The sequence below is a fragment of the Sphingobium sp. FG58 genome (genome assembly GCF_057809055.1).
Genome location: NZ_JBMDJF010000008.1, coordinates 72508 through 84972, shown reverse-complemented (window position 1 = coordinate 84972; position 12465 = coordinate 72508). Strand labels below are relative to the sequence as shown.

9 protein-coding genes are annotated in these 12465 nt (G+C 61.8%); 6 read left to right on the top strand and 3 right to left on the bottom strand.

What is annotated here, in order from left to right; translation table 11 throughout:
• Positions 1-65 precede the first annotated feature (65 nt).
• The gene (locus ACODR8_RS11865) at positions 66-1316 is read left to right on the top strand and encodes a replication initiator protein A (protein ID WP_489007425.1); all 1251 of its coding nucleotides are present in this window, start codon (positions 66-68) and stop codon (positions 1314-1316) included.
• A gap of 504 nt (positions 1317-1820) precedes the next feature.
• On the opposite strand, the gene ACODR8_RS11860 is transcribed toward ACODR8_RS11865, so the two are convergent.
• Complete coding sequence (locus ACODR8_RS11860; RefSeq protein ID WP_489007424.1) at positions 1821-2870, bottom strand: hypothetical protein; 1050 nt, start codon at positions 2868-2870, stop codon at positions 1821-1823.
• A gap of 224 nt (positions 2871-3094) precedes the next feature.
• Between ACODR8_RS11860 and ACODR8_RS11855 the strand changes: the two genes are divergently transcribed.
• Together ACODR8_RS11855 and ACODR8_RS11850 are read left to right on the top strand one after the other, a co-directional pair.
• Positions 3095-4543, top strand: coding sequence for an NAD-dependent succinate-semialdehyde dehydrogenase (locus ACODR8_RS11855; protein ID WP_489007423.1), 1449 nt, complete (start codon positions 3095-3097; stop codon positions 4541-4543).
• A gap of 24 nt (positions 4544-4567) precedes the next feature.
• Positions 4568-5239, top strand: a complete 672-nt coding sequence (locus ACODR8_RS11850; protein ID WP_489007422.1) for an SDR family NAD(P)-dependent oxidoreductase — start codon at positions 4568-4570, stop codon at positions 5237-5239.
• Positions 5240-5248: 9 nt separating this feature from the next.
• Here ACODR8_RS11850 and ACODR8_RS11845 read toward each other — a convergent pair whose 3' ends face one another.
• Both ACODR8_RS11845 and ACODR8_RS11840 read right to left on the bottom strand, forming a co-directional pair.
• The gene (locus ACODR8_RS11845; protein ID WP_489007421.1) at positions 5249-6094 is read right to left on the bottom strand and encodes an alpha/beta fold hydrolase; all 846 of its coding nucleotides are present in this window, start codon (positions 6092-6094) and stop codon (positions 5249-5251) included.
• A gap of 10 nt (positions 6095-6104) precedes the next feature.
• Positions 6105-6950: an SDR family NAD(P)-dependent oxidoreductase gene (locus ACODR8_RS11840; protein WP_489007420.1), complete on the bottom strand. Its 846-nt coding sequence runs from the start codon at positions 6948-6950 to the stop codon at positions 6105-6107.
• Between the two features lie 166 nt (positions 6951-7116).
• Between ACODR8_RS11840 and ACODR8_RS11835 the strand changes: the two genes are divergently transcribed.
• From ACODR8_RS11835 to ACODR8_RS11825, 3 genes are all read left to right on the top strand, one after another.
• Positions 7117-8946, top strand: a complete 1830-nt coding sequence (locus ACODR8_RS11835; protein WP_489007419.1) for a flavin-containing monooxygenase — start codon at positions 7117-7119, stop codon at positions 8944-8946.
• Positions 8947-9112: 166 nt separating this feature from the next.
• Complete coding sequence (locus ACODR8_RS11830) at positions 9113-10489, top strand: aromatic ring-hydroxylating oxygenase subunit alpha (RefSeq protein ID WP_489007507.1); 1377 nt, start codon at positions 9113-9115, stop codon at positions 10487-10489.
• Positions 10486-12273 (top strand): thiamine pyrophosphate-binding protein, encoded by a 1788-nt coding sequence (locus ACODR8_RS11825; RefSeq protein ID WP_489007418.1) that lies wholly within the window; start codon positions 10486-10488, stop codon positions 12271-12273. Before ACODR8_RS11830 ends, ACODR8_RS11825 begins: the two co-directional genes overlap by 4 nt.
• The last annotated feature ends 192 nt before the right edge of the window (positions 12274-12465 follow it).

Here is a 12465-nt window from a genome sequence, read left to right as displayed (position 1 = left end):
TTGTTATATTTCAGAATGTTATCACAATTTTCCCCCTGGAGGGAACACAGGACGGGACCAATAGGGTGGAGATTGAGGGCGAACTCAAGACGGCGCTGAAAGAGCGCAAGGTCCAGTTCGAAATGTTCTTCACCCTGCCTGATTTCAGCGACATTTCGTTGCGTGATTATCAGGAGACGATGCAGCGGCCCTTCTTCAGCCTGTCGAAGCGCAAACGCATAAAGCCCATCGATTATACCAGCCCCGACAAGTCGGTGAGCGTCCATGTCTCACCCAATCCCGCCTATGGCATGGCGACGATCTGGGACGCGGACATTATGATCTACCTCGCCTCCCACCTCAACGAATTGCGCGAACGCGGGTCCAATGATCTGTCGCCGGTGATCCGGCTGCAACCGGGCGACCTGCTCAAACGCATCTGCTGGGGGACGAGCGGCCGCGCCTATGAGCGGCTCGTCAATGCGCTGGATCGACTTCAGGCGACCACGATCAAGACCAATATCCGCGCCAGCGCCAAAAGCCGCGAGACGACTTTCTCCTGGATCGACAGCTATACCCATCTGGTCGACGAACGCACCCAGCGGTCGCTGGGTATGGAAATCACTTTGTCCAAATGGTTCTTCGACGGGGTGATGGACAAGCGCAACGTGCTATCGATTTCACCGCTCTATTTCGAGATTACCAGCGGCCTTGGTAAATGGCTCTATCGCGCCTCGCGCAAACATGCCGGGGGCAATGGCGCGGACGGCTTCACCATCGGTTTCGAGACGCTGCACCAGAAGAGCGGCAGCGAGAGCCTCTATCCCGTATTCAAGCGCAAATTGCTGGATCTCGCCCGCGTCAATGACCTGCCCGATATCAGTCTGGAAGTGATTGACGGAGATGGCCCGCGCCCCAAGATGAAGATGGTGATGCGGCGGCATCTGAGCGAGCGAGCCAGAACCCGGCGACAGGCCGCCCTCCCCTCCCCCGCCCAGGACGATCAGGATATGGTCGATCCGCGTCTTGCGCTGGGTATGATTTCCAGCCTGTCCAGGGGAATGCGGGTCAGCACAGATGACGCGCCGCGACGTGTGATCGGAACGCCACCTGCACGCCGATCCGACTTTGCTGCCCGCACGACCGCCAACAGAATGATCGACCCTGAAATTTATGCCGCCATTCGTACCGACTTTCCTGGCTGGGACTATGACGAGCTGCTGCGCCGCTTCGATGCATTTCTTGGGGCTAATCCCTCGGAACTGCCGCGCAACTATTCCAAGCGCTTCTATGGCTTCGTCAAGGAACATCACCGGCGCAATAAATATCGCCTGTGATCGTAGGTCGACGCTGATACAGAACGCGTGACCTGAACGTGTTTTTAGAATCGCGTTCTGGACGAGGTTCTTACTGCTGCGCTAGTGTCATTTCGGTCTGATGGCTCCTGCCCTACAGGCACCCTGCCCGCTCAAACGCCGCAGATGCTCGCCTTTCGCACAATGCGATACTCGTCGTTAGAATTGGTGGTCAGAAAATGAACACGCCGCATCAGTGATTCTGAAAACACGTCGAGTCGACACTTGCGCAATGCTGTTCGTTAAATTGTGACAGCGGGTTTTGCCGACAACGCACCAGAATTCCCTCGCCCATGGACGCATTATGTCCGACGCATTGAACTCAACGTGTTTTCAGATTCGTGCGCTCTCATCGAGCGACACCGCTCGTGCATAGTTTCAGAAGCGTGAACAAAAGACGAAAATGGCAGAAATGGCCCTGAGAGCCTCTTGGAGCGCGTCTGGTTGTCCGGCATATCTCCGGTCATCCATCGTGCGAAATGGCGCTCAGAGAGGCTCTGGCGAGGTGTCATTTTCAGACTCATCCGACCAAAAATCGTTCATGAGCCAATCTGAAGGCCGGTGCGAACGTTGTGGGAAGAGTGGCGTCATGCTGACGGGCAAGGCATAGCTGCGGTAGCTGGCCTGCCCGGATTGCTCGATCAGCAATCCTTCGCCCACTGCGATGGTCAATAATTTGATCGCACCCGCTGATGTCAGGCCCAATGCCTTGGCCACCGAGCTGCTCGATATGCGTGGATGGGCCATGGCCAGGCGCAGCACGTCCTTCAACCCACCCGGCCGCCGCCGCCGCTCAATATGCTGCGCCGCCCGCCAGGCATAGGCACGCAACCGCGTTTCCAGATCGAGATGGGCGTGTGCGCCGGTGCTGATCGCGTCGATCCAGAGCCAATCCAGTCGGTCGCCCGTCGCCCGCTTCCATGCAGCTTCACCGCTGTCCAGCCCCAGCGCGATCAATCCTCCAGCCGAGCCGGTCCATCGCCCCGGACCCCAACGATCGCCGATCAGCAGGCTGGCGACAAGATCGCCCTGCCCGATCGGCGCATAACGTCGCCAGAGCTGGAACAGCTGCGCGCCATGAAGCAGGGGCGGGGAGGCGGGGAGTGCCGCGACATCGCGCTGCCATGCAGCAACAGCTAGCAAAATGTCCGCCGCATTGCGGCCTGACCGTAAAATAGAAGTCGGATCAGTCCCGATCGACGGGACCACACCAAGCCAGCGCAGCACCTCCAGGCCGTCATTAAGAAGTGCGTCAAGTGTGATCGACGCACCAACCGCCTGTCGCCAATGGCTGAGATCGAAGGCGGAGGTCGAGACGGCACCACGACCATCAATCGTAAAATCCCGATCGTCGATAGGGCTATTGTCGATCCGCGCCAACGCTTGCCGTTCGGCTATGAGTGTGCGAATCCGCCAGGGATAGCGAACCGGGCTAAGCTTGCGCCGCTCCTCCAGCCGTTCCAGCGCCCCTTGCGCTTCGGCATAGGCAAGGATTAGCCCATTTTCATGGTTCGAGCGCAGATTAGAGGGTTGCATAGTGTCAATCACACCGAATTATACGCAAAAAATAAGCTACGTAATAACAGTAGTATGATCGATAATATTAAACGATATATTCTTTATAGCAAGTCTACTCCTACACCGCCTCGCGACGGCTGCCCGCTCATCGCGGGGTCGATCCTTAATCGCCCGCGTTGACGCATAGCTGCGCGCTGGCCAAACCATCCATCCAAATTGCCACCCGCCGGAAAGCTGACATCATGACCATCGCCCTTGCCGATCCATCGCTGTTGCGCGACCAGTGCCTGATCGACGGCCTCTGGACCGGGGTGCCGACCATTCCCGTGATCGACCCGGCGACTGGCGCGACCATCGCTTCCATCCCCGATCTGGGCGTGAGCGAAACCCACGCCGCCATCGCCGCCGCCGATGCAGCGCTCCCGGCATGGCGGGCGAAAACGGCGGCGGAGCGCGCCCGCATCCTGCGCCGCTGGTTCGACCTGCTGATTGCGCATCAGGATGATCTGGCCATGATCCTGACCCGCGAGCAAGGCAAGGCGCTGGCCGAGGCCAAGGGCGAGATCGGCTATGCCGCCAGCTTCATCGAATGGTTCGCGGAGGAGGCGCGGCGTGTCTATGGTGAAATCATCCCGTCCCACCGCGCCGACAGCCGCATCGTCGTCATCAAGCAGCCGGTCGGCGTCGTCGCCGCGATCACGCCCTGGAACTTCCCGGCCGCGATGATCACGCGCAAGGCCGCTCCGGCGCTGGCGGCTGGTTGCACCATGGTGTTGAAACCCGCCACGCAAACGCCGCTCACTGCGCTGGCGCTGGCGGTGCTGGCCGAGCGGGCAGGGGTGCCAGCGGGCGTGTTCAATGTCGTTACGGGATCGTCACGAGTTATCGGCGGCGAACTCACCGCCAATCCCCTGGTACGCAAATTAAGCTTCACCGGATCGACCGAGGTTGGCCGCACATTGATGGCGCAATGCGCGCCGACGATGAAGAAATTGTCGATGGAACTGGGCGGCAATGCGCCCTTCATCGTCTTTGCCGACGCCGATCTCGATGCCGCAGTCGAAGGGGCAATCGCGTCCAAATATCGCAACAGCGGCCAGACCTGCGTCTGCGTCAACCGCATCTTCGTCCATCGCGATATTGCCCTGACTTTCGAACAGAAACTGGCCGAAGCCGTGGCGAAGCTGAAGGTCGGACCAGGCATCGATGCGGGTGTGACCCAGGGGCCGCTGATCGACGACAAGGCGGTCGAAAAGGTCGAGGAGCATCTCGCCGACGCCCTGGCCAAGGGCGCCCGGCTGGTCAGCGGCGGGCGTCGCCATCCGCTGGGCCACAGCTTCTACGAACCGACCATCATTGCAGGCTGCACCCCCGCCATGGCGCTGGCCAGCGAGGAAACATTCGGCCCGCTCGCCGCGCTCTTCACCTTCGATACGGAGGAGGAAGTGATCGCTATGGCCAATGATAGCGAAGTCGGGCTGGCGGGCTATTTCTACACGCGTGATCTGGGTCGCGTGTGGCGGGTAGGGGAGGCGCTGGAGGTTGGCATGGTCGGCATCAACACCGGGCTGATCTCGACCGAGGTCGCGCCCTTCGGCGGCATCAAGCAATCCGGCATGGGCCGCGAAGGATCGCGCCATGGCATAGAGGACTATGTCGAAATCAAATATATGTGCATGGCGGGCATCTAATCGGGATCACAGAAGGGCAGGGCAATGGCAGGCATAGTAGCAGTTACGGGCGCGGCGGGCGCATTGGGGCGCAAGGCGGTCGAGATATTGAGCGACGCCGGATGGACAGTGGTCGGTATCGATCTGGGCGATGTAGCGCCCGATGGCGTTGCATTGGCGCTCGGCGGCGTGGACCTCACCGATGAGGCGGCGGTGACGGCAGCGGCGGCGCGGATCGAAAGCGAAGTTGGGCGGCTCGACGGGCTGGTCAATATCGCGGGCGGTTTCGCCTGGGAAACCGTGGCGGACGGCAGCGTCGCGACATGGGATCGGCTCTATGCCATGAACGTCCGCACCGCCCTGATCGCCAGCCGCGCGCTGTTGCCCCTGTTGCGCGCCAGTCAGGGGGCGATCGTCAATATCGGCGCAGCGGCATCGGTGAAGGCCGGGGCGGGGATGGGCGCCTATGCCGCCTCCAAATCCGGCGTCGCGCGCCTGACCGAGGCATTGGCCGAGGAGTTGAAGGACGAAGGCGTGCGCGTGAACGCCATCCTACCCAGCATCCTCGATACGCCCGCCAACCGCGCCGACATGCCAGACGCGGATTATGCGAAATGGGTGTCGCCCGCGCAGCTTGCGGGCGTGGTGGCTTTTCTGTTGTCGGCAGAGGCCACGCCGATCACCGGCGCGCTGATCCCGGTGACGGGGCGGGTTTAACAACCCGCCTCACCCCAGCTGCCGGTCCGCAAAGGCGAACACCGCGTCGTTGAATGCATCATTGGCGTCGCCCGCGACCATATGGTGGGCGCCGTCGATATGGACATAGTCGGCGTGCGGCACCATTTCCATGAAGGCCCGCGCGCCCTCTTCGGTGACGATACGGCTGCGCCCGCCCCGGATCAGCAGGGTAGGGATGGTCAGGCCACGCGCTGCGCTTTCCAGCACGGTTGGTCCCTCGGCCTGTTGTTTCACATCCGCGCCCATCGACATGAAGGCGGGGTCCCAATGCCAGTACCAGCGATCACCCCGCTGGCGCAGATTCTTGGCCAGCCCCTTGCTGCTGCGCGGCTTGTCGCGATGGGGGAGATAGGCGGACACCGCATCCGCGGCCTCCTCGATCGAGGCGAAGCCGTCCGCGCCCGCGCTCATGAACGCGATCACCTCGTTCGCGCCTTCCATGTCGACATGAGCGGTAATGTCCACCAGCACCAGCGCGCGCAGCGCCGCAGGGTCCGCCGCCGCCACCATCATCCCGACAATGCCGCCCAGCGACGCGCCCACCACCACCGGCGGCTGCTCCAACTGCGTCAGCACGGCGCGCAGATCGTCGGCAAACAGGTCGAGATCATAGCGCCCGTCCGGCGACCAATCGCTGTCGCCATGGCCGCGCAAATCCAGGCTGATCGCGCGAAAACCATGCCGCGCGGCCTCCACCAGCGCCTTGCCCCAGCTTTGCCGCGTCTGCCCGCTGCCATGCAGAAACAATAAAGGTTGCCCGTCCACAGGGCCAGTCGCATCGGCAGCCAGGTCCAGGCCTGCGCCGCGCAGGGTCAGTCGTTCGATCGCGCTCATGGCACTGGCTTTACGCCTTTATGGCCGCGCGGAAATCCTCATTCTTCAGGAATAGCGACGTATTGTCCGCCCCCAAATGGGTCCATTTCAGGTTCAGCCCGCCATCGACAAGGATGGTCTGCCCGGTGATATAGCTCGACAGGTCGGACAGCAGGAAAGCGATGGCCCCGGCCTGCTCCTCCGGCTGGGCGCGGCGGCCCATGGCGATGGCGGCCTGATCGCGGGCGACATCCTCGTCAATATAGGCACCCGATCCCGGCGTGATCGTCGTGCCGGGGGCCACCGTGTTGACGCGAATATTGTCGAGCGCCAATTCGGTCGCCAGCGTGCGCGTCGCCGCGACGATCGCCGCCTTCGCCGTGCCATAGGCGACATGATAGGGCGCGCTGTTCAGCCCGCTGATCGAGGATACCCCCACGATCGCACCCGGATTGCCGCGTGCGCGCAGCTCCCGGGCCACCGCCTGGCTCATGAAGAACATCGTTTCCAGATTCTGCTCGAACAGCGCGCGCCAGTCCGCGCGCGTCACCCGTTCCGCCCGCATCCAGGTCTGCGGCGCGGCCCCGCCTGCGACATTGGCCAGACCATAGAGGGTGCCGGGCGCGGCCAGCGCCGCCTCCATCACCTTCGCCACACCCTCGTCCGTGCCGACGTCAGCAATCACCGGCACAATCGCCAGCCCCTGCGCGATCAGCGGCGCGATATGCGCGTCGAACTTGGCCTGGGTCCGTCCGGCGGCGATCACGGTCGCGCCCGCCTGCGCCAGCATCTTGGTCGTCGCGGTGCCGATGCCGCCGCCTGCTGCGCCGGTGACGATGATCGTGCGTCCCTCAAAACTCATCAGCGGCTGCGCCATACTCTGTCCTCTCATTCTCTTGTCGGTCGCGGTTCTAGCGCGAGGCGAGGCGGGCAAAATAGGTCAGACAAGAAAAGATCGCCACAGCGCTAACCGGGCGCTCTGCGTTGCAAATGAACAGTAGTGTTGATTAACTCCCCGCAACGATAGAATCCATGGAGCGGATATGAGTTGCAAGCCCACGCGGACGCCAGCGCCCGATACATTCGATATCCCAGCGCTGCGCGAAAAATATCGCGAGGAGCGCGACAAGCGTCTGCGCGGCGACGGGCAGGGACAATATCAACCCACGACCGACGACACGACCCACAGCTATGACGATGATCCCCATCAGCCGGTCGTTCCGCGCGATCCGATCGTCGAGGAACTGGACGTGCTGGTGCTGGGCGGCGGCTTTGCCGGGGTGCTGGCCGGCTATCATCTGACCAAACAGGGCGTCACCAATTTCCGCAATATCGACCATGCTGGCGACTTTGGCGGCGTTTGGTACTGGAACCGCTATCCCGGCATCCAGTGCGACAATGACGCCTATTGCTATCTGCCGCTGCTCGAAGAAACCGGCTTCATGCCGTCCAAGAAATTTGCCGACGGCGCGGAAATTCAGGGTTATATCAAGCAGATCGCGCAGACTTTCGGCTTTCACGACCGCGCCCTGTTCCACACCCTCATCACCTCGCTGAAATGGGATGAGGGCATCCATCGCTGGCGCGTCGCCACCAGCCGGGGCGACGAATTTCGCGCCCGCTTCGTCATCATGGGCTGCGGCGTCCTCAACATGCCCAAGCTGCCGGGGATCGAAGGGATCAACCAGTATAAGGGCAAGATTTTCCACACCGCCCGCTGGGACTATGGCTATACCGGCGGCAGTTACGAAAATCCGGTGCTGGACAGGCTGGGCGACAAGCGCGTCGCCATCCTCGGCACTGGCGCCACCGCGATCCAGGCGGTGCCGCATCTCGCCCGCTACGCCCAGCAACTCTATGTCATCCAGCGCACGCCTTCGACCGTGGACGAACGGCCCAATCCGCCGACCGATCCCGATTGGGCCGAATCGCTGCAACCGGGCTGGCAGGCGGAGCGGCAGGCCAATTTCCACCGCGCCGCGATGGAATTTTTCATGCCCGGCGAGCAGGATTTGATCTGCGACATCTGGACAGAAATCGCGCGCAACCTCCATGCCGAGCTGGAAGCCGAAGGCTGGCCGCAACTCTCGCCTGAAGAATTTATGGCCCGGCGCGAAGTGGTGGATTATCGCGTCATGGAACGGCTGCGCGCGCGCGTCGATGAGATGGTGAAGGACGAGGCGACCGCTGCCTCGCTCAAGCCCTGGTATCGTTTCCTGTGCAAGCGTCCGCTGTCCAGCAACGATTTTTACGCCGCCTTCAATCAGCCCAATGTGAAGCTGATCGACGTTGCGGATTCGCGCGGGCTGGAACGGATGACAGAAAAGGGCTTCGTGTCGAACGGCGTCGAATATGAAGTCGATGCGATGATCTTCGCCAGCGGCTTTGAAGTCACCAGCGATCTCAAGCGGCGCTGGGGTATCGACGTGGTGGAGGGGCGGGGCGGCCTGTCCATCTACGATCATTGGGCAAACGGTCCGCTGACTCTGCACGGCACCATGACCCATGGTTTCCCCAACCAGTTCTTCATTGGCTATATTCAGGGCGGCCTCAATGCCAGCGTCACCGAACAGTTCGGGCGGCAGGCGCAGCATATCGCCCATATCATCCATGCGACTATGGAAAAGGGGGCAACCTCGGTCGAAACCACCAGGCAAGCGCAGGACGCCTATGTCCAGCACTTCCACGACGTGGAATATGACACCTCCGCCTTCCAGATCGAATGTACCCCCAGCTATTTCACCAATGAAGGTCAGGTGAAAGCCCCCTGGGCGCTGTTCCGCAGCTACGGGCCGGGCTGGGCCGCGTTCCAGACCTTGCTGGAGGATTGGCGTGCAAAGGGCGATCTGGCGGGCATGGAGTTGACCCGCTGATCGCTGGGGGGATGATCGCAGGGCCTGCGCGTCTTTCGGTTGGGACGGGCAGGGCCATGCGATACGAGATGCAAACCCCTGTCTGTAGCGGATGCGTGCCATGTCTGTGCGCGCACGCAACCAACCGGGCCAAAGACCAGGCTGGCTCTATTTGCCGGAGGATGTCGTGAACAAACCGATGAACATCGATGTGGACGATCTGACCAAGCCACTCACCTATCCGACCGAGGCATTCCTGTCGAAGGACTATGCCGCGGCGGAGAAGGAATATCTGTGGCCAAAGGTCTGGCAGATGGCGTGCCGGGTCGAGGAGTTGCCGAACGTCGGCGATTGGCTGACCTATAATATCTGCGACGATTCGATCATCATCGTGCGCACCGCGCCAGATCGGCTGAAGGCCTATTTCAACGTCTGCCCGCATCGCGGCCGCCAGCTGGTCAATACGCCCGACACCGTCCATTCGGTGCGCGGCAACGGACGCAGGAATTTTATCTGCGGCTTCCACGGCTGGACCTTCGATATCGAAGGCAACAACACATATATTCTCGATCCGCAGGACTGGCAGGGCGCATTGACGCCAGACTGCACCCATTTGTCGGAGGTCAAGCTCGACACATGGGGTGGCTGGGTCTGGGTCCATATGGATATGGACGCGCAGCCGCTGGTCGCATTTCTGGGCGATGCCGGGCGCATATTGTCGCATTTCGAACTGGACAAGATGCGCTACAAATGGCGCAAATGGGTGGTCTATCCGGCCAACTGGAAAACCGCGCTCGAAGCGTTCATGGAACCCTATCATGTCGCTGGCACCCACAGCCAGCTGCTCGCCTATGGCGATTATTACGCCTATAGCGCCGCCTATGGCCTGCACGGCGTCAGCGGCTTCGACCAGCGCGACCCGGCCTTCAGCATGAGCCAGAGCAGCAGCGTGACCCGCGCGGGCAAGGGCGACGATCCGCGCCGCTCGACTTACGAACTGATCCGTGAAAATTACGAAACGCTCAACTATGCGGCCTCTACCGAGACGCTGGTGAATGCCGCCAGCCGTCTGGTGGACGAACTGCCCGAAGGCACGCCGCCTGCCGATGTCATTGCCCATTGGCTGAAATCGGCCAAGGCCGACGATGCCGCGCGCGGCGTCATCTGGCCGGAAATTCCGCCCGAAATCATGTCGGAAGCGGGCCTTGCGTGGAACGTCTTTCCCAACATGTCGGTGCTGCACGGGATCACCTTCGCGCTTTGCTATCGCACGCGGCCCTATGGCGACGATCCCAATATGTGCATTTTCGAATCCTACGCGATCGAGCGTTTCCCGGAAGGCGAAGAACCGCAGACGGAGTGGGACAATGCGCCCGCGACCGCCGAAGGCTGGGGCGCTGTCCTGGCGCAGGATTTTTCCAACATGGAATGGGTGCAGAAGGGGATGAAGTCGCGCGGTTTCCGCGGGCCGCTGCCCAATCCGCATCAGGAACGCAAGATCACCAATTTTCACCGCAACCTAGCCGCGTACATGGGTACGGGCGCACCGAGGCACCTGAAATGAGCTATGACGATCCCAAGCCCGCCGCTGCCGCTGTGACCGCATCGGGCAAGCCGGGCACCCCGGTTTACAAGCGCGTCCTCGACCTGTTCGAGGCTGAGGGCATCAACACGCTGTTCGGTATTCCCGACCCGAATTTCGTCCATATGTTCCTGGAAGCGGAACGGCGCGGCTGGACCGTGGTGGCCCCGCACCATGAAGCCGCCGCCGGTTTCATGGCCGAAGCCGCCTCGCGCATCACCGGCAAGCCCGCCGTTGCCATCGGCACGCTGGGGCCGGGCATCGCCAATATGGCGCCCGCCATCCAGTGCGCGCTGGTCGAACATTCGCCGGTCATCTTCCTGTCGGGCCAGCGCGCCCGCGTCACCGAACAGCGCGTCCGCCGTGGCCGCATCCAGTTCGTCAAGCAAATGCCGCTGTTTGAAAATTCGGTCAAATATGCCGCATCGATCGAATATGCCGACCAGACCGACGAGGTAATTCGTGAGGGCATCCGCAAGGCGATGGGCGGCACGCCCGGCCCGGTCTATATCGAATATCCCAGCCACATCATCCTGGAAGAACTGGACCTGCCCGCGCCGCTGGTGCCGGAGCGTTATCGTCTGGTCAATCAGGGGGCGGACATCGACCGGGTGAAGGAAGCTGCGGATCTGATCCGTGCGGCGAAGAACCCGATCCTGCTAGTCGGCCATGGCGTCCACACCTCGCGCTCCGGCGCGGCGGTCAAGGAGTTGGCGGACCTTATGAACTGCCCCGTCATCCAGACGTCGGGCGGCACCAGCTACATCAAGGGGCTGGAAGATCGCACCTTCCAGTACGTATTCTCCAAGGCGTCGATCGAGGCGGTGACCGAGTCCGACCTTGTGCTGGCGCTCGGCACCGAACTGGGCGAGCCGGTCCATTTCGGCAAATGGCGCTACTGGATGAAGAATGAAGCGATCCGCAAGTGGATCTATGTCGAGCAGGATCCGTCGGCGATCGGCGTCAACCGCCCGATCGACGTGCCGCTGGTCGGCGATCTGCGCGGCGTCGTGCCGCAGCTGGTTGCAGCGCTGAAGGACACGCCGCGCGCGCCCGCCCCGATGCTGGCAGCCTTCATGCGCGACGGTCAGGCTGAACTGGACGAGCTGGCGGCGGAATCGCTGACCAAGAGCGACGGCAGCGGCGACGTCGCCATCCATCCGGCCCGGCTGGCGGTAGAAGCGACCCAGGCCTTCCCCAAGGACGGCATCCTGATCCGCGATGGCGGCGCGGGCGTCGTGTTCCAGTGGACCTATTCGCAGTGCAAGCCCAACGACGTCATCTGGAACCAGAATTTCGGGCATATCGGCACCGGCATCCCCTATGCCACCGGCGCGATGCTGGCGGATCGGGCAGCGACCGGGGTCAGCCGTCCCGGCATGTTGCTGACGTCGGACAGCAGCTTCATGTTCCACATCGCCGAACTGGAAGTCGCCGCGCGCACCAAGCTGCCTTTGGTCTGCGTCATTGGTGTCGACAATCAATGGGGTCTGGAAGTCGGCGTGTACAAGCGCACCTTTGGCCCTGGCACCGAAGAAACCGGCACCCACTGGAGCAAGGATGTCCGGTTCGATAAGATTGGCGAAGGCTTTGGCTGCCACGGCGAATATGTGACCCGCGCGGAGGACATCAAACCCGCCATCGAACGCGCCTATGCCAGCGGCAAGGTGGGCGTGGTCCATGTCGTGATCGACCCCAAGGCGAATTCGGAAGAAATGCCCAAATATGCCGAATTCCGCACCTGGTACGCCGAAGGCACGCAATAAAAACCTCATCATTGAGGGCAGGGCTATCACATATGACCCCCCTCTTTCACCGTCACCCTGAACTTGTTTCAGGGTCCATTGCTCCGGCTCAAGCCGTTGTTTGTGACGAGAAATGGATGCTGAAATAAATTCAGCATGACGTTGGAGGGATAGCGAAAAGTCATGTGAGACAGCCCTCGCCTAAAGGGGGGA